The organism is Chromobacterium sphagni (genome assembly GCF_001855575.1).
Classification (GTDB): Bacteria; Pseudomonadota; Gammaproteobacteria; order Burkholderiales; family Chromobacteriaceae; genus Chromobacterium; species Chromobacterium sphagni.
In genome coordinates this window covers 810,373-832,604 of the sequence record NZ_MKCS01000001.1, presented here as the reverse complement: position 1 = coordinate 832,604, position 22,232 = coordinate 810,373, and the positions used below count along the sequence as shown (strand labels likewise).

18 protein-coding genes are annotated in these 22,232 nt (G+C 65.0%); 15 read left to right on the top strand and 3 right to left on the bottom strand.

Annotation, left to right across the window (positions count from 1 at the left end):
• Positions 1-289: 289 nt before the first annotated feature.
• Positions 290-2,587, bottom strand: coding sequence for a PAS domain-containing sensor histidine kinase (locus BI347_RS04015; protein WP_071111054.1), 2,298 nt, complete (start codon positions 2,585-2,587; stop codon positions 290-292).
• Between the two features lie 186 nt (positions 2,588-2,773).
• On the opposite strand from BI347_RS04015, the gene BI347_RS04010 reads away from it, so the two are divergent.
• The 6 genes from BI347_RS04010 to BI347_RS03985 all read left to right on the top strand — a co-directional run bounded on the left by BI347_RS04010 (position 2,774) and on the right by BI347_RS03985 (position 9,624).
• Positions 2,774-3,778: a TRAP transporter substrate-binding protein gene (locus tag BI347_RS04010; protein WP_071111055.1), complete on the top strand. Its 1,005-nt coding sequence runs from the start codon at positions 2,774-2,776 to the stop codon at positions 3,776-3,778.
• A gap of 92 nt (positions 3,779-3,870) precedes the next feature.
• On the top strand, positions 3,871-4,458 hold the full coding sequence (locus tag BI347_RS04005) for a TRAP transporter small permease (RefSeq protein WP_071111056.1): 588 nt from the start codon (positions 3,871-3,873) through the stop codon (positions 4,456-4,458).
• Positions 4,455-5,783, top strand: a complete 1,329-nt coding sequence (locus BI347_RS04000) for a TRAP transporter large permease (RefSeq protein WP_071115352.1) — start codon at positions 4,455-4,457, stop codon at positions 5,781-5,783. Before BI347_RS04005 ends, BI347_RS04000 begins: the two co-directional genes overlap by 4 nt.
• A 153-nt stretch (positions 5,784-5,936) precedes the next feature.
• Positions 5,937-8,207, top strand: a complete 2,271-nt coding sequence (locus tag BI347_RS03995) for an NADP-dependent malic enzyme (RefSeq protein WP_071111058.1) — start codon at positions 5,937-5,939, stop codon at positions 8,205-8,207.
• A 73-nt stretch (positions 8,208-8,280) separates the two neighbouring features.
• Entirely contained in the window at positions 8,281-8,526 is a 246-nt protein-coding gene (locus tag BI347_RS03990) for a PhaM family polyhydroxyalkanoate granule multifunctional regulatory protein (RefSeq protein ID WP_071111059.1), read from the top strand.
• A gap of 195 nt (positions 8,527-8,721) precedes the next feature.
• Positions 8,722-9,624, top strand: a complete 903-nt coding sequence (locus BI347_RS03985; RefSeq protein ID WP_158020726.1) for a VirK/YbjX family protein — start codon at positions 8,722-8,724, stop codon at positions 9,622-9,624.
• On the opposite strand, the gene BI347_RS03980 is transcribed toward BI347_RS03985, so the two are convergent.
• Entirely contained in the window at positions 9,610-10,233 is a 624-nt protein-coding gene (locus tag BI347_RS03980; protein ID WP_071111061.1) for a flavin reductase family protein, read from the bottom strand. The genes BI347_RS03985 and BI347_RS03980 overlap by 15 nt on opposite strands.
• 126 nt (positions 10,234-10,359) lie before the next feature.
• Here BI347_RS03980 and dnaE point away from each other — a divergent pair, with 126 nt between their 5' ends.
• Both dnaE and BI347_RS03970 read left to right on the top strand, forming a co-directional pair.
• Entirely contained in the window at positions 10,360-13,800 is a 3,441-nt protein-coding gene (gene dnaE / locus BI347_RS03975; protein ID WP_071115351.1) for a DNA polymerase III subunit alpha, read from the top strand.
• Between the two features lie 542 nt (positions 13,801-14,342).
• Positions 14,343-14,555, top strand: coding sequence for a cold-shock protein (locus tag BI347_RS03970; RefSeq protein ID WP_043577099.1), 213 nt, complete (start codon positions 14,343-14,345; stop codon positions 14,553-14,555).
• A 72-nt stretch (positions 14,556-14,627) separates the two neighbouring features.
• On the opposite strand, the gene BI347_RS03965 is transcribed toward BI347_RS03970, so the two are convergent.
• Complete coding sequence (locus tag BI347_RS03965; RefSeq protein ID WP_071115350.1) at positions 14,628-16,598, bottom strand: phosphocholine-specific phospholipase C; 1,971 nt, start codon at positions 16,596-16,598, stop codon at positions 14,628-14,630.
• Positions 16,599-16,760: 162 nt separating this feature from the next.
• Here BI347_RS03965 and BI347_RS03960 point away from each other — a divergent pair, with 162 nt between their 5' ends.
• The 7 genes from BI347_RS03960 to BI347_RS03930 are packed head-to-tail and all read left to right on the top strand — an operon-like array spanning position 16,761 to position 22,170.
• Positions 16,761-17,210, top strand: a complete 450-nt coding sequence (locus tag BI347_RS03960; RefSeq protein ID WP_071111065.1) for a GNAT family N-acetyltransferase — start codon at positions 16,761-16,763, stop codon at positions 17,208-17,210.
• Between the two features lie 39 nt (positions 17,211-17,249).
• Positions 17,250-17,459: a hypothetical protein gene (locus BI347_RS03955; RefSeq protein WP_071111066.1), complete on the top strand. Its 210-nt coding sequence runs from the start codon at positions 17,250-17,252 to the stop codon at positions 17,457-17,459.
• Positions 17,456-18,919, top strand: a complete 1,464-nt coding sequence (locus tag BI347_RS03950; protein ID WP_071115349.1) for a sodium:solute symporter family transporter — start codon at positions 17,456-17,458, stop codon at positions 18,917-18,919. The genes BI347_RS03955 and BI347_RS03950 overlap by 4 nt, the downstream gene beginning before the upstream one ends.
• Before the next feature lie 33 nt (positions 18,920-18,952).
• Positions 18,953-19,576, top strand: coding sequence for a glutathione S-transferase family protein (locus BI347_RS03945; protein WP_071115348.1), 624 nt, complete (start codon positions 18,953-18,955; stop codon positions 19,574-19,576).
• Positions 19,577-19,592: 16 nt separating this feature from the next.
• The gene (locus BI347_RS03940; protein WP_071111069.1) at positions 19,593-20,276 is read left to right on the top strand and encodes a M15 family metallopeptidase; all 684 of its coding nucleotides are present in this window, start codon (positions 19,593-19,595) and stop codon (positions 20,274-20,276) included.
• The gene (locus BI347_RS03935; RefSeq protein WP_071111070.1) at positions 20,273-20,785 is read left to right on the top strand and encodes a cupin domain-containing protein; all 513 of its coding nucleotides are present in this window, start codon (positions 20,273-20,275) and stop codon (positions 20,783-20,785) included. The genes BI347_RS03940 and BI347_RS03935 overlap by 4 nt, the downstream gene beginning before the upstream one ends.
• Positions 20,786-20,787: 2 nt before the next feature.
• Positions 20,788-22,170: an FAD-binding oxidoreductase gene (locus tag BI347_RS03930; RefSeq protein WP_071115347.1), complete on the top strand. Its 1,383-nt coding sequence runs from the start codon at positions 20,788-20,790 to the stop codon at positions 22,168-22,170.
• The last annotated feature ends 62 nt before the right edge of the window (positions 22,171-22,232 follow it).

Sequence of the window (22,232 nt, the reverse complement as noted above, 5' to 3'; positions counted from 1 at the left end):
CTGGACAGGCGGTTCTGAAAGAACTGGAACAACTATCGTCGCCGCAGTTTGAGCGGAACGACAATGCTGCGCTTCAAATTGTTGGGTGACCGGCTAGCCTCATATAAACCCGAGCGCCAGACGGCAAAGGCTCATATCCGCAGTGCAACTCTGAATACCTTCAAGCGGCTGGGCATGCCGGTAATGGCGGCACGCGCCTAAGCTTCCCTCAAGGCTTGAGCATGCTTCGTCCAGAGCCGCGCGATGCAGCAACGCCCTTATTGCGACAAAGAAAATCGCATTGGCATTTTCATTCAACCGCCCTGCCCGCCTGCGGCAGGCTGAACCAGAACACGCAGCCGCCGGCCGGGCTGCTGACCGCGCCGAACTCGCCGCGGTGGAATTCCACGATGGAACGGCAGATGTTGAGACCGATGCCCATGCCTTCCGGTTTGGTGGAGTAGAACGGCGTGAACAGGTTGTCCTGCATGCCGGCGGCCAGGCCGGGACCGTTGTCCACCACCTCCACCCGCCACTTGCCGTCGCCTACGCAGGTATGCAGCTGCACCGACGGCGACGGCGTCTCGGCCTCCACCAGCGCCTCGATGGCGTTTTTCATCAGGTTGAGCAGCACCTGCTCAATCAGCACCGGGTCCATGTCCAGCAGGCAGGAACGGCGGTCCGGCTCCAGTTGCAGGCTGACGCCGTGCTTGGCGGCCAGCGGCTCAGCCAGGCTCAGCGCCCGCAGCACCACCCGCGCCGGCTCCACCCGCTCCAGTTGCGGCTCGTGTTTTTTGACGAAAGCGCGGATGCTGCTGACGATCTGCGCCGCGCGCCGCGACTGCTCGGCGATGGCGTGGATGGCGTCGCGCACCCCGGCCGGCAGCTCCAGTTGCTCCGGCAGGCGGCGGCTGACGCCGGCGGCGTAGGTATTGATGGCGGTCAGCGGCTGGTTGAGCTCATGCGCCAGCGTCGAGGCCATCTCGCCCATCGCGATCAGCCGGGCGGTGTTCTGGAAACGCTCCTGCTGCGCTTGCTCGCGCTCTTCGCGCCGCCTGTCGGCTGTGACGTCGCTGAGTATCGCCAGCCAGGCCGCCTCGCCATTCACCCATTCGATGCGGCGGCGGCGGATCAGCAGGCAGCGCTGGTCGCCGGTGAAGATGAATTCCTGGCCAATCTCCTCACCCGCCATTCCGGCCGTCAGGCCAGGCAGCAGCACACAACACGGCGCGTCGGCGTCGCCCACCAGCCACAACTCGGCAAAGCCGGGATTGGCGTACAACAGTTGGGCGCTGCTTTCGTCCACCACGCAGACGCCGGCGGCCAGGCCGTTGAGCACGGTGAGGAAGCGGCGGTGGGCGGCTCCCAGAGCCATGCGCTGGCGCTGGCGTTCGGTGATGTCGAACATCGAGGCGATCCAGCCGCGCTGGCTGCCGTCCTCCTCCACCAGCGGCGTGGCGAACAAGCGCACCACCAGGATGTCGCCGCGCTTGCGCATCAGCGTCAGATCGAAGCCGAGCTCCGGCTGGCGGTTGTCGCGCACCGCGTCCATCGCCTCGGCCAGCACGCCGTGCTGATCCAACGGCCAGAACGGATGCGGCGGGTAGCTGCCCACCAGCTCGTCCTGCGAGAAGCCCAGCATGTCGCAGAAGGCGCGGTTGACGCGGACGATTTCGCCCTCCAGGCCGATCGCCACTAGGCCGCTCTTCATCGAATCCTCTATCGCCTGGCGCAGCGACACCTCCTTGGCCAGCCTCTGCTCCGCCAGCGCGCGCTCGCGCATGTGGCGGCGGATGCGCCACACCGCGTACCACAGCGTGAGCAGCAACAATACAATCACCCCGGTCAACACCGGCAGCGTCAGTCCCAGACCGCTGCGGTAACTGACCGCGCGCAGATAGAGGCCGTAGCCGGGCGGGTCGAAGCTGGTCTGGTGCGAGATGTTGCCGGGATGCTCGGCGGCGTCGAACTTCTGCGCCAGCGTCTTGCCGCCCAGGTCGAGAATGCTGATGTAGTTCTTCGATGCGATCCACCACGGCACCTGGTGGTAGAGCAGCGCGTCCAGTTGGTAGGAGAAGCGCAGGCCGGCCAAGAGCTGGCCGTCGCGCACGATGGGGACCGCCAAATCGAAACGGTATTTGCCGTCGCCGCCCTGGTACGGCGCGCCGTAGCTGGAGCGCAACAGGCGCGACGCGCGCCACAGTCCGTCGAACTCGGCCGGTCCCAGGCTGCGGCGATCGCGGCGGATGCCGTGCGGGTCCCATTGCACCTGATGCTGCGGGTCCACCCGTTCTATCGTCACCAGCTCGGGATTTTCCCGCATGTAAAACGCCGCCAGATGGGCGAAGCGCCGGCTGTCCACCTTGCCCGCGGCGATATCGCGCGCCAGGTTGTCGCCCCATTCCTGATGCCCTTCCAGATGCATGCGCAGCGACTGCTCCAGCCACAGCACCTCCTGGATCAGGTTGTCTTGCTGCTCGTCGCGCCAGTCGCGATACACCAGATAGCTCAGGCTGCACAGCGCCAGCAGCAGCGCGATCAGCGCCAGGCTGACGCTCAGCCACAACAGGCGCGGCGCGCGGCGGATGCGGGTATCGAATACGGCCATGGACGTCACATCTAGGGAGAGGATTCCGGATGATACCAAGCCCACCCGGCGCCGCAGCGAAAAACGGCATGCAGGAATTCCCTAATGGCCAGGCGGGGCTAGAGCTTCTACTTTATGCAAAATAACATCGGTATAACCGGGTTTTGCATACATAACTAAAGCTACAAAGTCATTGGAGACATTTTCATGAAACTGAAGCATGCTGCGCTGGCCATCTGCGCCAGCCTCACCCTGTCCGGCTTCGCCCAGGCCGCCGGCGAAATCGTCATCAAGTTCAGCCATGTGGTGTCGCCGGACACCCCCAAGGGCAAGGCCGCAGAATACTTCAAGAAACTGGCCGAACAGCGCACCCACGGCCGGGTGAAGGTGCAGGTCTATCCCAACAGCCAGCTGTACAAGGACAAGGAAGAGCTGGAAGCGCTGCAATTGGGCGCGGTGCAGATGCTGGCGCCCAGCCTGGCCAAGTTCGGCCCGCTGGGGGTGAAGGAATTCGAGGTGTTCGACCTGCCCTACCTGTTCGACAACTACGACGAAGTCAACAAGGTGATGCACGGCCCGATCGGCAAGCAATTGCTGGGCAAGCTGGAGAGCAAGGGCATCAAGGGCCTGGCTTACTGGGACAACGGCTTCAAGAACTTCTCCGCCAACAAGCCCATCCGCACCCCCGCCGACCTCAAGGGCATGAAGATCCGCATTCAGTCGTCGAAAGTGCTGGAAGAGGAAATGCGCACGCTGGGGGTTTTGCCGCAGGTGATGGCCTTCTCCGAAGTGTACCAGGCGCTGCAGACCGGCGTGGTGGACGGCACCGAGCTGGAAGCCTCCAACCTCTACACCAGCAAGGCCTATGAGGTGCAGAAGAACCTGACGCTGACCCAGCACGGCTTCCTCGGCTATGCGCTGATCGTCAACAAAAAGTTCTGGGACGGCCTGCCAGCCGACGTGCGCGGCCAGCTGGACAGCGCGGTCGCCGACGCCACCGTCTACGCCAACCAGATCGCCAAGCAGGAAAACGAAAGGGCGGTGGCCGCGATCAGGGCCTCCGGCAAGACCAAGGTGTACGTCCCGACGCCGCAGGAGCGCGATGCGTTCAAGAAGGCGCTGGCCCCGGTGCACCAGAAGATGGCTGCCCGCATCGGCCCGGACCTGCTCAAGCAGATCTACAAGGAAACCGGTTTCACCCCCAGCAAGTAAGGAGCCGCCGCGGCGCGGCGCCTGACGCGCCGCGCGCCATGGCCGGACCCTCCGCGTGTCCGGCCCCACTCCCGCGCTTAGGAAAGACTGTCATGCTCAAGTTCCTCGACCACCTCGAGGAGTGGATGATTGCCTGTCTGATGGGGGCCGCCACCCTCATCACTTTCGTCGCCGTGCTGCACCGCTACGGCTCGGGCATTCCCACCCTGCAACCCTACCTCGCCCACATCAATCTGTCGTGGGCGCAGGAGCTCACCACCTATCTGTTCGTATGGATGGCCAAGTTCGGCGCCGCCTACGGCGTGCGCACCGGCATCCATGTCGGCGTGGATGTCCTGATCAACCGCCTGCCCGCCAAGACCCGCGGCTACTTCATCGTGTTCGGCCTGCTGGCCGGCGCGCTGTTCACCGGCGCGGTGGCGGTGATGGGCGGCAATTTCGTCTGGGAGATCGGCCACACCGATCAGACTTCGCCCGATCTTGAAGCGCCGATGTGGCTGGTGTATCTGGCCATACCCGCCGGCTCCAGCCTGATGTGCTTCCGCTTCCTGCAAGTGGCCTGGAATTTCGTCAGGACCGGCGCGCTGCCCAAGCACGACCACGGCCATGTCGACGGCCTGGAAGGCGACGAGGCGCTGGACAATCTGCACCCGCGCGACAAACAAGGAGGCCGACCATGAGCGCGCTGATCATCTTCGGCCTGCTGCTGGCGCTGATGCTGACCGGCATGCCGATCTCCATCTCGCTGGGCCTGACCGTCCTCACCTTCCTGTTCACCATGACCGACGTGCCGATCACTTCGGTGGCGCTCAAGCTGTTCACCGGGATAGAAAAATTCGAGATCATGGCGATCCCCTTCTTCATCCTGGCCGGCAACTTCCTGATGCACGGCGGCGTGGCGCGGCGGATGATACGCTTCGCCACCACGCTGGTCGGCCATTGGTACGGCGGGCTGGGGCTGGCCGGCGTGGTGTCGTGCGCGCTGTTCGCCGCCATCACCGGCTCTTCCGTCGCCACCGTGGTGGCGGTCGGCTCCATCATCCTGCCGGCGATGCTGAAACAGGGCTACCCGGCCCGCTTCGGCGCCGGCGTGATCACCACTTCCGGCGCGCTGGGAATCCTGTTCCCGCCGTCGATCAATCTGGTGATGTTCAGCATCGCCACCGCCGGCATGAACGTCACCGGGCCGGACGGCAACCCGGTGTCCACCGCCTCGGTCGGCCAGCTGTTCATGGCCGGCGTGCTGCCCGGGCTGTGCCTGTCGGCGCTGCTGGGCGCCACCACCTGGTACCGCGCCAAGAAGTTCGACTACCCGCGCCTGCCGCGCGCCAGCTGGAAGGAGCGCTGGCTGGCCTTCCGCGAATGCGTGTGGGGGCTGTTGCTGATGGTGCTGGTGATCGGCGGCATCTACACCGGCATCTTCACCCCGACCGAGGCGGCGGCGATGGCCGCGGTGTACGCCTTCGTGATCGCGGTGTACGTCTACAAGGACATGAGCCTGAAGGATGTGCCCAAGGTGCTGATCAACGCCGCGTCGATGAGTTCGATGCTGCTGTACATCATCACCAACGCGGTGCTGTTCTCCTTCCTGATGGCGTCGGAGCAGATTCCGCAGAACATGGCGGCCTGGATGGCCAGCCAGGGCTTCGGCATTGTCGCCTTCCTGCTGCTGACCAACATCCTGCTGCTGGCGGCCGGCAACTTCATGGACCCTTCCGCCATCGTGCTGATCATGGCGCCCATCCTGTATCCGGTGGCGGTGAAGCTGGGAGTCAATCCCATCCACTTCGGCATCCTGATCGCGGTGAACATGGAGGTCGGCATGTGCCACCCGCCGGTAGGATTGAACCTTTACGTCGCCTCAGGGATCACCAAGATGGGGATAAGCGAATTGACTGTGGCGGTGTGGCCATGGCTGCTGACCATGCTGGGCTTCCTGCTGGCCGTAACCTTCATCCCGGAAATCTCCTTGTGGCTGCCGCGGATGCTGGGCATGATGAATTGAAATTTCAGCACAGGAAACATGCCGACGCGATGGGCTCGCCCATCGCGTTTTTTGTCTGACACGGCATAGCCCGCACCTGGCATAAGTCTTATAATGCGAGGCTAAATCTCCCTTACATCCAACAAAAGAACATCTCTCATCAGGAGCCTGCGAATGGACGAGCAACTGCGCCAAAGCGCGCTGGAATTTCACCAGTTCCCAACCCCGGGCAAGATCCAGGTATCGCCGACCAAGCCGCTGACCACCCAGCGCGATCTGGCGCTGGCCTACTCCCCCGGCGTGGCCGCCCCCTGCGACGCCATCGTCGAAGACCCGCTCAACGCCTACAAGTACACCGCGCGCGGCAACCTGGTGGCCGTGATCACCAACGGCACCGCGGTGCTGGGCCTGGGCAACATCGGCGCGCTGGCCAGCAAGCCGGTGATGGAAGGCAAGGGCGTGCTGTTCAAGAAATTCGCCGGCATCGACGTGTTCGACATCGAAGTCAACGAGCTGGATCCTGACAAGCTGGTGGACATCATCTGTTCGCTGGAGCCCACCTTCGGCGGCATCAACCTGGAAGACATCAAGGCGCCGGAGTGCTTCTACATCGAGAAGAAGTGCCGCGAACGCATGGGCATCCCGGTGTTCCACGACGATCAGCACGGCACCGCCATCGTCGCCGCCGCCGCCGTATTGAATGGCCTGCGCCTGGTGAAGAAGGAAATCGGCGAAGTGCGCGTGGTGGCCTCCGGCGCCGGCGCCGCCGCCATCGCCTGCCTGGACCTGCTGGTGGCGCTGGGCGTGAAGCGCGAGAACGTCACCGTCTGCGACTCCAAGGGCGTGATCTACCACGGCCGCGACGAGAAGCTGGACGAGTCCAAGCAGCGCTACGCGATCGACGACAACGGCTGGCGCAAGCTGGCCGACGCGATGACCGGCTCCGATATCTTCATGGGCCTGTCCGGTCCGCGCCTGGTGACCCAGGACATGGTCAAATCGATGGCGCGCGATCCGCTGATCCTGGCGATGGCCAATCCGGAACCGGAAATCCTGCCGCCGCTGGTGAAGGAAGTGCGTCCGGACGCCATCATCGGCACCGGCCGTTCCGACTTCCCCAACCAGGTCAACAACGTGCTGTGCTTCCCCTTCATCTTCCGCGGCGCGCTGGACGTGGGTGCCACCACCATCAATGAAGAGATGAAGCTGGCCACCGTGCGCGCGATCGCCGACCTGGCGATGGCCGAGCAGAACGACGTGGTGGCTTCCGCCTACGGCGACCAGGAGCTGTCCTTCGGCCCGGAATATGTGATTCCCAAGCCGTTCGACCCGCGCCTGATCGTCAAGATCGCCCCGGCCGTGGCCCGCGCGGCGATGGAATCCGGTGTGGCCACCCGCCCGATCCAGGACTTCGACGCCTACGCCGACCAGCTGGCGCAGTTCGTCTACAAGACCAACCTGTTCATGAAGCCGGTGTTCTCGCAGGCCAAGAAAGACCCGAAACGGGTGGTTCTGACCGAAGGCGAAGACGAGCGCGTGCTGCACGCCACCCAGGAAATCGTCACCCAGGGTCTGGCCAAGCCCATCCTGGTGGGCCGCCCGTCGGTGATCGAGAAGCGCATTGAGAAGCTGGGCCTGAAAATGCGCCCGGGCGTGGACTTCGAGCTGGTCAACAACGAGTCCGACGCGCGCTTCACCGAATACTGGAAGGACTACTACCAGTTGATGAAGCGCAAGGGCGTGTCGCAGGAGCAGGCGCGCCGCCGCGTGATCGGCAACACCACGCTGATCGGCGCGATGATGGTGCGCCGCGGCGACGCCGACGCACTGATCTGCGGCACCTACGGCCCGTACCGCCAGCACTTCGACATCCTGGAGAACGTGCTGGGCTACGCCAACGAGGACAAGGTGGCCGCGGCGATGAATGCGCTGATCCTGCCGACCGGCAACATCTTCATCACCGACACCTACGTCAATGCCGAGCCGAGCGCCGAACAGCTGGCCGCCATCACCAGGATGGCGTCCGAGTCGATCAAGCGCTTCGGCATCGCCCCCAAGGCCGCATTGCTGTCCAACTCCAGCTTCGGCGCGCTGAACACCGCGTCGGCGCAGAAGATGCGCGCTGCATTCGACCTGATCCGCGAAGCGCAGCCGACGCTGGAAATCGACGGCGAGATGCAGGGCGACGCCGCGCTGGTGGAAAGCATCCGCCAGCAGGCGCTGCCGGACTCCACGCTGAAGGGCTCGGCCAATCTGCTGATCATGCCGAACGTGGAAGCCGCCAACATCAGCTACAACCTGCTGCGCGTGTCGGCGTCCGACGGCGTGACCATCGGCCCGATCCTGATGGGCATGGCCAAGCCGGTGCACATCCTCACGCCTATCGCCTCGGTGCGCCGCATCGTCAACATGGTGGCGCTGGCCTCGGTGGACGCCCAGTGCTGATCGTCTGAGCCATCCGGCTTATACTGAACGGGCAAGCAGCGCTTGCCCGTTTTTTTATTGCCAGGAAACCGCCATGAGCCAAGACAACGATCCCTTCGCCCTGTTCCGCCAATTCTGGCAGCAAGCCACCCCGCCCGGCATGCAGGCCTTCCTACCGCCGATGTCAGAAGAAGAGATAGACCGCAAGCTGGCCGAGCTCAAAGTGGTGGAAGGCTGGTTGACGATGAATCTGGGCGTGCTGGCCATGCAGATCAAGACGCTGGAAATGCAGAAAACCGCGCTGCATTCGATGCGCCCCAAAGACCCGCCTGGGGCCTGAAACCACCCCAGCCCCCTCCCGGCATGCTCAGCCCATGCAGATGGGGCATCCGCCTGCCCGTTATGCAACAAAACGGCACCGGCCATCATGACAAAGTGGTTTTGCGTCACATACAGTCACACTAGACTAAACAACTATTAACAATTTCTTATGCGAATTTAACTTATCCTGACCAGCTTAAGAATGAGGTTCCACATGACTGTAATCAACTCAGTGGATCTGTTCTGGTCGCTGGCTAGCGGGGAGTTTTCCCGGAGAGATGGCTTTGACGAGGGCAAGAACCGCTTCAAATTCGTCTTCCGCAGCATGTTGACCCTGCCGTGGACCCTGCGTTGGCTGGACACCTTCCGCTCGCAGGCCTTGCTGACCTACCTGCGGCGCAACCCCCGCCTGGCCTGCAAGCTGCACCGCCCCTACCTGTACCGCACGCTCAGCGTGCGCGGCAAACTGCAGGCATTGCAAACGCATTACCAATTGCTGGAGCAGCGCTTCGGCGAACAAGCCCGCCGCCAGTTGCTATCCAACGGCCCCTTGCCGCTGGCCACCCTGGCCGGCAAGAACGACGGCCAGCTGCACATCCTGCTGACGCAACAGCACAGCTTCGACAAGGAAGGCGAAATGTCGCTGCAGGTGTGCAATGCCGACAAGGTTCCGCTGGCCACCCTGACTTTCACCCTGACCCGCCGCAACGATCAAGTCGTGGTGGTGATAGGCGGACTGCAGGGGCCGAGCAAGCCGCACGGCGCCGAAAGCGTGCAACAGGCCACCAAGCTGGCGCATGGCCTGTTCCCCAAGCGGCTGGCGATGGAAACCCTGACTACGTTGGCGCGCCGGGTAGGCGCCGACCAGGTGCTGGCAGTCGGCAAGTGCGAGCACATCTACAGTTCCTGGCGCTACCGCCGCAATTTCTTCGCCGACTACGACAGCTTCTGGGAAACCCTGGACGCGGAAACCGTCGACAACAAGCGCTTCTTCCGCATCCCGCTGACGCTGGCGCGCAAGGCGATCACCGACATCGCCAGCAAGAAGCGCGCCGAATACCAGCGCCGCTACGCGCTGCTGGACGATCTGTCCGCCCAGACCCTAGCCGCGCTGTAAACCCGGCTCAGGGCGGCTCAGGCTGAAGGCCGGCTGCCCCAGGCTGTAGCGGTCGCCGCCCAGCTTGCCCACCGCTTGCAGCGCGACATCGTCTATCGCGCCGTCGCGCCATACCCGTTCCGCCACGTGTATATGCCGCACCTCCGCCAACACCAGGTTGCCGGCGCCGGTGCCGTGGCCGAAGGTCAAGCACTGGTGCAGCGTGCATTCCAGCCGCACCGGCGCCTCGCCCACTCCGGGCGGTTTCACAGTTGTGCTCTGCACCTTGGCCACGCCGGCCAGCTCGAATTCGTCGACATCCGCCGGATAGGCGCCGCAGCTGGCGTTCATCGCCTCCGCCAGTTGCTGACTGACGATGTTGACCACCAGCTCGCCGGTCAGACGGATATTGGCCAGCGTGTCCTTGTCCCGCTCCGAGGCCTGCTTGAGTATGCTGATCCCCAACAGCGGCGGGTTGATGCTCATCACATTGAAAAACGAGAACGGCGCCAGATTGCACGCTCCCTTCAGGTCCTGAGTGCTGACCCAGGCGATGGGCCGGGGCAGAATACACCCCACCAGCAGTTGATACAGATTCGACCGCTCCAATTGCTGCACATTGAACTCCATCTGGTTCTCGCACCGGCATTAATACCATGATGCCATCATTCTAATGCGCATGGCGCGCCGAACACCAGCCGCAAGACGCTGGCGATTCAACTGGTTTGCCACAGCTCCACCCGGTAAAATGCCGGGATGAACGCACCTCGCTTTGTCCATCTTCGCCTCCACTCGGAGTTTTCCATCACCGATGGCGTGGTCCGCCTCGACGACGCGGTGAAGCGCGCCGTCAAGGACGGCATGCCCGCGCTGGGCATGTCCGACCTGATGAACCTGTTCGGCATGGTCAAGTTCTACAAGAGCTGCCGCAACAAGGGCATCAAGCCCATCGTCTCCGCCGACATCTGGCTGGAGAACGAGGAGGACCGCGACAAGCCGTACCGCCTGCTGCTCACAGCCAAGAACCGCGAGGGCTACCGCCGGCTGTGCGAACTGTTGACCGAGGCCTTCAGCCACAACCAGTACCGCGGCCGCGCCGAAATCAAGCGCGCCTGGCTGGAGAGCGGCGACAACAACAATCTGCTGTGCTTGTCCGGCGCCCACCTGGGCGATGTGGGCATGGCGCTGTCGATGGCGCAGCGCGAAGAGGCCCAGCGCCGCGCCGCTTACTGGGAAAAGCTGTTCCCAGGATCTTTCTACCTGGAAATCCAGCGGGTGGACAACGCCCAGGTGGAAAACGTGGTACAGGCCACGCTGTGGCTGGCCGGCGAGATGGGACTGCCGGTGGTGGCCACCCATCCGATCCAGTTCATGGAGCCGGACGACTTCAAAGCGCACGAGGCGCGGGTGTGCATCGCCGAAGGCTTCACGCTGGGCGACAAGCGCCGCCCCAAGAACTTTGCCGAATGCCAGTATTTCCTCAGCACCGAGGCCATGCTGCAGCGCTTCGCCGACATCCCTGAGGCGCTGGCCAATACGGTGGAAATCGCCAAGCGCTGCAATATCAGCGTGGTGCTGGGCAAGAACTACCTGCCGCTGTTCCCGACGCCGGACGGCATGTCGCTGGACGACTTCCTAGTCTATGAAGCCAAGCGCGGACTGGAAGCGCGGCTGGCGCAACTGTATCCGGACCCGGCCGAACGCGAGGCCAGTCGGCCGGAATACGACGCCCGGCTGAAATTCGAGTGCGACACCATCATCCAGATGGGCTTCCCCGGCTACTTCCTGATCGTGGCGGACTTCATCCAATGGGGCAAAGCCAATGGCTGCCCGGTGGGTCCGGGCCGGGGCTCAGGCGCCGGCTCGCTGGTGGCCTACAGCCTGTCGATCACCGACCTCGACCCGCTGAAGTACGCGCTGCTGTTCGAGCGCTTCCTGAATCCGGAACGGGTGTCGATGCCCGACTTCGACGTCGACTTCTGCCAGGAGAACCGCTGGCGCGTGATCGAGTACACCCGGCAGAAATACGGCGAGGAGGCGGTCAGCCAGATCGCCACCTTCGGCACCATGTCGTCCAAGTCGGTGATCCGCGACGTCGGCCGGGTGCTGGACCTGCCGTTCGGCCTGTGCGACCGCCTATCCAAGCTGATTCCGCTGGAGGCCAACAAGCCGCTGTCGCTGACCAAGGCGATGGAGATGGAGGCGCAGATCGGCGAGATCATCGAGAGCGAGGGCGCGAACGAGCTGATCGAGCTGGCGATGAAGCTTGAAGACCTGACGCGCGGCATCGGCATGCACGCCGGCGGCGTGCTGATCGCGCCGGGACGCCTCACCGACTTCTGCCCGCTGTACATCGCCAGCGGCGAAGGCGCGGCGCCGGTGTCGCAGTTCGACAAGGACGACGTCGAGCAGATCGGCCTGGTGAAGTTCGACTTCCTGGGCCTGCGCAACCTCACCATCATCGAACTGGCGCAGAAGTACATCAAGCAGGTCAGCGGCGAGGACGTCGACGTCGCCCACCTGCCGCTGGACGACCGCGACGCCTACAAGGTGTTCGCCAGCGCCAACACCACCGGCGTGTTCCAGTTCGAGTCCAGCGGCATGAAAAAGATGCTGGTGGAGGCGAAGCCGAGCAAGTTCGAGGAAATTATCGCCTTCGTGGCGCTGTACCGTCCGGGTCCGATGGACCTGATCCCCGACTTCATCCAGCGGATGCACGGCGCCAAGTTCGAGTACCTGCACCCGCTGCTGGAGCCGGTGCTGGCGCCCACCTACGGCATCATGGTGTACCAGGAGCAGGTGATGCAGTCGGCGCAGGTGATCGGCGGCTACAGCCTGGGCGGCGCCGACCTGCTGCGCCGAGCGATGGGCAAGAAGAAGGTCGAGGAGATGGTGGCGCAGCGCGCCATGTTCGTCGAAGGCGCCGGCAAGCAGGACATTCCGGAAGCCAAGGCCAACGAAATCTTCGACTACATGGAGAAGTTCGCCGGCTACGGCTTCAACAAGTCGCACGCCGCCGCCTACGCGCTGGTGGCCTACCATACCGCCTGGCTGAAGGCCCACCACTGCGCCGCCTACATGGCGGCGACGATGTCCACCGAACTGGACAACACCGACCAGCTGAAAATATTTTACGACGACGCCACCGACCACAAGAACGGCCTGGTGTTCCTGCCGCCGGACGTCAACCACAGCCGCTACCGCTTCGTGCCGGTGGACCGCAAGCACATCCGCTACGCGCTGGGCGCGGTCAAGGGCAGCGGCGAATCGGCGGTGGACCACATCGTGGCGATGCGCGAGGCAGGCGGCCCGTTCACCAGCCTGTTCGACTTCTGCAAGCGCACCGACAAGAAGCTGGTCAACAAGCGGGTGATAGAAGCGCTGATCCGCGCCGGGGCGTTCGATTCCATCGAACCCAACCGCGCGCTGCTGTTCGCCAACGTCGGCCTGGCGATGGAGGCGGCGGAGCAGGAGCACGCCAACGCCAACCAGGGCGGGCTGTTCGACATGTTCGGCGACGATGTCGCGGCAGCAGTGGAAATGGTCGCCACCCGGCCGTGGAGCGACGCGGTGAAGCTGGCCGAAGAGAAGCTGGCCATAGGCTTCTACCTGTCCGGCCACCCGTTCTCCGCCTACGAGAAGGAAGTGCGCGCCTTCATCAAGACGCCGCTGTCGCGGCTGATCCCCAACAAGACGCCGCAGCTGCTGGCGGGCTTCGTCACCGGCATTCGCGTCAAGGTGGGCAACCGCGGCAAGATGGCCTTCGTCGAACTGGACGACGGCAGCACCAAGCTGGAAGTCAGCCTGTTCGCCGAAAGCTTCGAGACCAACCGCGACAAGCTGAAGGAAGACGTGGTGCTGGTGGTGGAGGGCAAGGTCAGCGAGGACAGCTTCGCCGGCGCCGGCCGCCTGCGCATCATCGTCGACAAGCTGTACAGCCTTGGCGAAGCGCGCAGCCGCTACGCCCGCAGCCTGGCGCTGCAATTGTCCGGCCAGGTGGACGTGGCCCGCCTCAAAGCGGAGCTGCATCCGTTCAAGAGCCAGGAATCCGGCTGCCCGGTGCGGCTGCATTACAACAACGGCGAAGCGAAGGGCGACCTGATGCTGCCGCCGGAATGGGGAGTGCGGCTGGACGACGGCCTGCTGCTGTCGCTGTCGGACTGGCTGGGGGATAACCGGGTCAAGGTGATGTGGTAACGTCTCTCCCGCGCAACACCTTCCACATGCCGTTCGCCGCCAGCGGGCGGCATGTTCGCTGCCATCGCCCGGCGCGGGCTTTCCGCGCCGTTCCCGGCAACCGCCGCGCCGCGCCGCAAACCACCCGCGCCAATGCGGCAGTCAACCAGGCCTCGATCGACTGGCAAGCCGATGCCGCCAAGATCGGCAATGCCGCGCCGGCTGGGACGGTCGCTTGCCGAAGCCGAAGCCCGACGCCAGGTCGGAAGCGCCCGGCGGCATAGAGAAGGCGGACGGGGGCCAGGCCAGCGAGCGCTCCTGGCGTCAGCCGCCCTGGCATTTCGTACAGCGACAGTATGCCCGCACACCTACCATTTCAGCCGAATCCCCCTGTGAAAGCAGGACATTATGCGCATGACGCGGGGATGGAATGCACAGTCATTGTCGACTAATCAGCCACAACAGCGAGAATTCGCTTATGATGGGCACAGGTGCATGATCGGCCGGACTTTACCGGCCTGAGCTATACAGCACTGAAAACACCTGTTTCCTGGAGATATCCCATGTCTAATCGCCAATCCGGCACCGTAAAGTGGTTCAACGATGAAAAAGGCTTCGGCTTCATCACCCCTCAAGGTGGCGGTGACGACCTGTTCGTTCACTTCAAAGCTATCGAAAGCGATGGTTTCAAAAGCCTGAAAGAAGGCCAGACCGTTTCCTTCGTAGTCGAGAAGGGCCAAAAGGGTCTGCAAGCTGTTCAGGTTCGCGTCGAGTAATCGGCCGCAAAACCGAAAAAACCCCTGTCAACGCGACAGGGGTTTTTTTATTGCCGCCGGCGAACGCCGCGCTCAGCCGCTGACGCTGGCCGCGCCATTCTCCACGTGGCCCACCAGACGGCGCAGGAAGCTGCTGTCCTGGGTGCAGGTGACAGTGATGTCGTACCAGCCGTAGACGCCGGCCAAGTTCCAGCTCAGCATCTGGCTGCCGCCGCCGTTGACGCTCACCTGCTGCGCCGCGCCGCCGCCATAGCCATTGGCGCTGACCTGGAAAGTCACCGCGGTCTTGCCGCCGTTGTTCAATTGCAAGGTCAGCTGCGGCACGCTCTGCACCACGGCCACGCCGCTCACCGTCTCCAGCACGCCGGCCGCGCTGTGGATATTGCCGCAGAAACGGCGCAGGAAACCGTTGGGACCGTACAGGGTCAGGTCATACCAGCCGCCGCCGTAGGTCTGGACATGGAAGTAGTCCTGGATATTGCCGCCGGCCGCCACATCGTATTGCCACGGGCCGTCCAGACGGTACTGGTTGGCGTAGATGGCGTAATGCGCCGCCTGGCTGCCGCTGTTCTGCATGTGAATCCACACCATGCCGCCGGCGGCATCGGTGCTGGCGTAGGCATTGCACTGGTAGGGCAAGGCGCGCGCCGGGCGGCGGCCGGCCTCCGGCTGCGGCATCTGCCCCGGCACCGGCGCGACCGGAGCCGGCCAGCTCTTGCTTTGCTGCGCCTGGGTCAACAGCGCCGCGGTGTCCGGGAAGGTCGGCACGCTGGGGTTGCTGCTGCCGAAATCCAGCGCGGCGGTCAGGTCGCCGCAGGTCTGACGACGCCAGGCGGAGATATTCGGTTCCTGCACGCCAGTCCAGCTTTCCAGGAAGCGTATCACCGAGGTATGGTCGAACACCTGCGAGCAGACATAGCCGCCGCGGCTCCACGGCGACAACACCAGCATCGGCACCCGCGGCCCCAGGCCGATGGGCGCGCCGGACACGTACTCTCCTGCCGTGCCGGACGGCGGCACCGGCGGAGGAACGTGGTCGAACAGGCCGTCGTTCTCGTCGTAGTTGAGCAGCATCACCGTGGACGCCCAGACGTCGGGATTGGCGGTCAGCGCCTGCAATACCTGGTCCACCAGATAGGCTCCGGCGGCCGGCGGCGCGCTGGGATGCTCGGAATAGTCCTGCGGCGCGACTATCCACGACACCTGCGGCAGCGTGCCGTTGATGGCGTCGCTGCGGATAGCGGCCACCAGGTCCTGCACCGAATTGCCGCTGACCTTGGGCACCGAGCTCATGCCGCGGTCGTACAAGGGATTGCCCGGCTTGGCGCTGCGGTACTGGTTGAACCAGGCCAGCGCGTTGTCGTCGAAATTGTCGCCCACCACCTGGTACACCTTCCAGCTGACGCCGGCCGACTGCAGGCGCTCGGGATAGGTAGTCCAGCTGTAGCCCTTCTCGCTGTTGTCGGTGACCGGTCCGCCATTCTTGCCGGCGGCGTCCACCGTGCCGCTCCACAGGTACAGCCGGTTGGGATTGGTCGGCCCCTGCTGCGAACAGAAATAGCCGTCGCAGATGGTGAAGGCGTCGGCCAGAGCGTAATGGTAGGGGATGTCGGCGCGGTTGAAGTAGCCCATGGTCAGGCTGGTCTTGGCCGCCACCCAGCCATCGTACTTGCCCTGGTTCCAGGCCACGTGGGTGCCGGTCCAGGAGTGGTCGAGATCGGTCAGGTACTGCGCATTGGTGCGGCTGCTGTCCAGATGGAACGGGTATTCGCTGGACAACACATGCGGCTGGCGGAACACGCTGTTGCCGTTGCGCAGTTGCAGCGCGCTGCGGTCGCCAAAGCCGCGCACGCCGCGCAGCATGCCGAAGTAATGGTCGAACGAGCGGTTTTCCTGCATGAACACCACCACATGCTTGACCGCGGACAGGCTGCGCCCGGCGGGACGGATCGCCATGGCGGCGGCCAGCCCCGGCGGAATGGCGCCGGCCGCAACGCCTGCGGCCGACAGTTTGAGAAACTCACGACGTGACAACTCGCTCATGGCTACGCTCCGGAAATATTGAACATTCATGACGACAGCAAATCAAGCCAGCGCGCAGTGTGCTGCAGCAATATGATTTTTTGATTAAGCCCCCCCCTTCCCCGCCCGCCCGCCATCGTTTACTCTGCCGGCTTGTCCCGCACCCTCCGCACAGCTCCTTCCATGCAACTGCGCCAAGCCCGCCAGACCGATCTGGCCGCCGTATTCACCATCGAGCAGGCCGTGTTCGGCAGCCATGTCTATCCGGACTTCTTCTTCCGTCAGGCATTGGACCTGTGGCCGGACTGGTTCTGGCTGGCCGAAGACGAATCCGGCGCGCCCATAGGCTATGTGCTGGGCGCCCCCAGCCAGCAGCCGGACGAACTGTGGCTGTTGTCTCTGGCGCTGCTGCCCGCCTGCCGCGGCCGCGGCGTCGGCAAGGCCTTGCTGCAAGCGGCGCTGGCGGCGATGCGGCCGCGCGCTCGCGGCATCCAGCTGACGGTTGACCCTGCCAACCCGGCCGCCGCGTTGTACCAGCGGCTGGGCTTCGCCGTGATCGGCCACGATCCCGGCTATTTCGGACCCGGCGAGGCGCGCTGGCTGATGCGATGGCAGCCGTCCGCATCCGCCTGACATGCGCTACACTCGGTCTTTTGTCCGATTGCCCGCCGCATGAAGCCTGAACCATCCCAGCGACTGCTGGCCTGCCTAACCATAGCCTGCTGCCTGGGCTACTACCTGATCCTGGCGCTGCGCCCGAGCTGGCTTGCCGGCCGCCTCGCCGGCCTGCCCGCCTCCATCCTGCTGGCGCTCTCGCTGCTGCTGCTGTTCTGCCTGATCGCCGCACGGCATGGCCGCTCGTCCGACGGAGACACGCCATGAGCCATGCCCAGCTGCTGTTCCTGGCGCTGATCCTGCTGACGCTGGCCATCACCGCCGCCGCCCGGCGCCGCACCGCCTCCCTTAATGATTTCTATACCGCCGGCGGCCATCTGCCCGCCTGGCAGAACGGCGTGGCGCTGGCCGGCGACTACCTGTCCGCCGCCGCCTTCCTCGGCGCCGCCGGCATGTACCTGGGCCAGGGCTACGACTCGCTGGCCTACGCGGTTGGCACGCTGGCCGGCTGGCCGCTGCTGTTGCTGCTGCTGGCCGAACCCTTGCGCCGGCGCGGCCGCTATACCGTGGCGGGAGTCTTGAGCCAGCGCTTCGACCACACCGGCGTGCGGCTGGTGAGCATAGCCGGCTCGCTGACGGTGACGCTGTGCTACCTGATCGTGCAACTGGTGGGCGCCGGCAAATTGATCGAGCTGTTGTTCGGCCTGCCCTATCTGGCGGCGGTAGGCCTGGTGGGCGCGCTGATGATGGTCTACGTGGCGCTGGGCGGCATGCTGGCCACCACTTGGGTGCAGATCAGCAAGGCCAGCCTGCTGTTCGCCTGCGCGCTGCTCTTGGCCGCCGGGGTGCTGTCGCGCTTCGGCGGCAGTCCGGCCGCGCTGTTCGACGCGGCGGAGAAACTGCGCGGCGCGGCGGCCTTCCTGCCCAGCCAGGCGCTGGCCGACCCAGTAGAAGTTCTGTCGCTGGGCCTGGGGCTGAGCCTGGGCCTGCTGGGCCTGCCGCATGTGCTGATGCGCTTCTTCACCGTGGCCGACGAGCGCGCCGCGCGCCGTTCGGTCAGCATCGCCACCTGGCTGGTGGCCGCCTTCTTCGTCCTCAACATCGTCATCGGCTATGGTGCGATGGTGCTGGTGGGGCCTGCCGCGCAGTTCCACGGCGCCGATGGCAAGCTCTTGGGCGGCGGCAATATGGCGGCGCTGCACCTGGCCGGCCTGCTGGGCGGTGAAACTGGCGGCGCGCTGGTGGCCGCCGTCGCCTTCGCCACCATTCTGGCGGTGGTGGCCGGGCTGGCGATGGCCGGCGCCAGCGCCGTCAGCCACGACCTGTACGCGGTATGGCTGAAGCGCGGCCAGGCCGACCCGCGCCAGGAGCTGAACGTGTCGCGGCTGGCCACGCTGGGTCTGGGCCTCCTAGCCATCGCCCTGTCCACGCGGTTTCAGCAACTCAATATCGCCGTGATGATGGGCCTGGCCTTCGCCATCGCCGCCTCGGCCAATTTCCCGCTGCTGCTGTTGGCGCTGCACTGGCCAGGCCTGACTGCGCGCGGCGCAGTGTGGGGAGGCGCAGCCGGCATCGCCGGCTCGCTGCTGTTGATCGTCTGCGGCCCGGCGGTATGGATGGCGGCGCTCGGCCATGCCAAACCGCTGTTTCCCTATTCCAACCCGGCGCTGTTCTCGCTGCCGCTGGCCTTCGCCGCGGCATGGCTGGGTTCCCGCAACCGGAGCTAAGATGGTTTCAACGAATTCTCGAAAGCGCAATCGATGAGCAATCTCATCCTGTACGGCAACCGCTACTCCGGCCATAGCTACAAGGCCAGGCTGGCGCTGATGCTGGCCGACATCTCGCACGACTACGTCCACATCGACATTGCCGAACCGCGCAGCCAGCGTCCGGCCGACTTCCGCGCCGCCAGCCGCTATGGCGAAGTGCCGGTGCTGGTGGCCGATGGCGTGCCGCTATGCCAGTCCAACGCCATCCTGCAATGGCTGGCCGACAGCTACGGCACGCTGGGCGGCGCGCTGGGTGAACGCCAGCGCGTGCGCGAATGGCTGAGCTGGGAAAGCAACCGCCTGGGCCAGTCGCTGCCCAATCTGCGCTATTCGCGGCTTATCGCCCATTATCCCGGCGAAGTGGAAACCTGGCTGGAAGCCAGGCTGCGCGATGACCTGACGGTGCTGGAAGCCGAACTGGCCGCGCGCCGCTACCTGGCCGGCGACCAGATCAGCATCGCCGACGTCTCGCTGTGCGGCTATCTGTGGTGGCTGGCCGACGCCGGCCTCGACATCGAGGATTGGCCGCACGTGAACAGCTGGCTGCAACGCATCGCCGCGCAACCCGGCTGGCAACACCCGGACGCGCTGATGGCGGCCGACATTCCCGAATAAACCGCGGAGCGCAAGCATGCTGACCCTCGCCGATCCGCTCTTGCTGGACATCCCTCTGGCCGGCGTCGACGAGCCCTTTGTCGATCTGGCCGGCTTCCTCTCCTGTTGGCAAGTGGATCTCAGCCGCAGCCAGATCTCCAGCCGCAGTCGGCACTTTCTCAAAGCGCGCCGCGCGGTGGCCGAACGGCTGCAGCACGCCGCCGGGCTGCTGCCGAATGGTTTGCGGCTGTATATCAAGGAGGCTTACCGACCGCTCGCGCGCCAACGGCGCTCCTTCGACGAGCATCTGGCGCGGCTGCGCGCGCTGAAGCCCGATCTTGATGACATCGCGCGATTCCAGCAGGCTAGCCTGTATGTGGCGCCGCCGGAAGTCGCCCCGCACCCCACCGGCGCGGCGGTGGACGTCACGCTGATGGACCCGGCGGGCTACGAGCTGGACCTAGGCTGTCCGTTCAACGCCGACAGCGAAGAGTCGGACGGCGCCTGCTACACCCAGCACCCGCACCTGTCCGAGACCGCGCGCGCCAACCGCGCCATCCTGATCCAGACGATGCAAGCCGCCGGCTTCGTCAACTATCCATCCGAGTGGTGGCACTGGTCATACGGCGACCGCTACTGGGCCGCGGTCACGCAGGCGCCGCAAGCGCTGTACCGGGCGGTGGAGGAAAACGAACTGGACACCATGGAGACTACGCAATGAGCCGCCCCGACTGCATCAAACGCTGGAGCGAACTGGAAAGCGCCGAGGCCGGCCATTATCCAGGCAGCCAGGAGGCAATGGGCTATACCGCCCGCCTCGGCCAGCATTTCGGCTTCGCCCGGCTGGGCGTCAACCACGTCCGGCTGGAGCCGGGCCGGCGCAGCAGCCTGCCGCATTGCGAAAGCACCGAGGACGAGATCATCCTGGTGCTGGAGGGCGCTCCCGACCTGTGGCTGGACGGCACGCTGCACCGGCTGGCCGAAGGCGATGCGGTGGGCTTCAAGGCCGGCGACGGCCTGTGCCACACCTTCATCAACAACAGCGAGCGCGCGGTACGGTTGCTGGTGGTAGGCGACGCCCGCCGCCAGGACAACCGCTATCACTACCCGCTGAATCCCGAGCGTAACGCCGCCGCCGGCGTCGAGCACTGGGTGGATGCCCCGGCACGCCCCGACGGCGGCCACGACGGCCTGCCGGACCGATTGCGCGACAGCAACGGACCCTTCTGAACATGCATACCTTTCTGCAGCAGCTGGCGGGCCTGATCGGCCCGGCCCATATTCTCACCGAACCGGCCGACACCGCCCCTTACACGCTAGACTGGCGCCGCCGCTACCAGGGCGCGCCGCTGGCGGTGGCATTGCCCGGCAGCACCGCGGAAGTGGCGGAGCTGGTGAAATTGTGCCGCGCGCACCAGGTGGCCATCGTACCGCAGGGCGGCAACACCTCCACCTGCGGCGCGGCCACGCCGGACGGCAGCGGCCGCCAGCTGATCGTGGCCTTGCGCCGGCTGCGCCAGATCCGCCAAATCGATACCGACAACGACACGCTGACGCTGGACGCCGGCGCCACCCTGCAGGAAGCGCAGCAGGCGGCCGAGGCGGCCGGCCGGCTATTTCCGCTGTCGCTGGCCTCGCAGGGCAGCTGCCAGATCGGCGGTAACTTGTCCACCAACGCCGGCGGCGTGGCGGTGCTGCGCTACGGCACCATGCGCGAATTGACGCTGGGGCTGGAAGTGGTGCTGCCGGACGGCCGGATCCTCAGCCAGTTGTCCGGCCTGCGCAAGGACACCACCGGCCTGGACTTGAAGCAGCTGTTCATCGGCGCCGAAGGCCAATTGGGCCTGATCACCGCCGCCACGCTGAAGCTGTTTCCGCAGCCCGCCGCCCACGCCACCGCGATGGTGGGAGTGGATGGCATCGAAACCGCCATCGCCTGGCTGAACGCGCTGCGCGCGCGCTTTGGCGACCGCCTGACCGCGTTTGAAGTGATAGACCGCAACTGCCAACAGGTGCTGCTGCGCCATCATCCCAAGCTGATGCCGTTCAGCGCGCCGTGGCTGGTGCTGATCGAACTGTCCGACGGAGGCGACGCCGCGCTTCTCAACGACAGCCTGGTGGAATGGCTGTCGCGCCGGGACATGAGCGACGGCGTGGTGGCGCAGAACGAGACCGAGCGGCGCAAACTGTGGCGGCTGCGCGAAGAAATATCGGAAAGCCAGCGCCTGGACGGCCCCAGCATCAAGCACGACATCGCGGTGCCGACCTCGGCGCTGCCGGCCTTGGTGAACGATTGCGCCGCCGCGCTGGAGGCCGACTTCCCCGCCATCCGCATCGTCGCCTTCGGCCACGCCGGCGATGGCAATCTGCACTACAACGTCAGCTACACCCGGCCGGGCAATGTCGACCTGTTCGACGACGAGGCAGCCGTCAACGCCATCGTCTACGACCACGTCTACAGGCTGGGCGGAACGCTGGCGGCAGAGCACGGCGTCGGCCAGCTGAAGAAGGACTGGCTCGCCCGCTACAAGGACCCGGTGGCCTTGGCCTTGATGCGCCAGCTGAAGCAGGCGCTGGACCCGGACGGCTTGATGAATCCAGGTAAATGGCTGTAACCGGGCCTTTTCCGCCATGCCGCGCAGAGCAGGCCCGCATCAGGCGAATACCGGCGCCGACG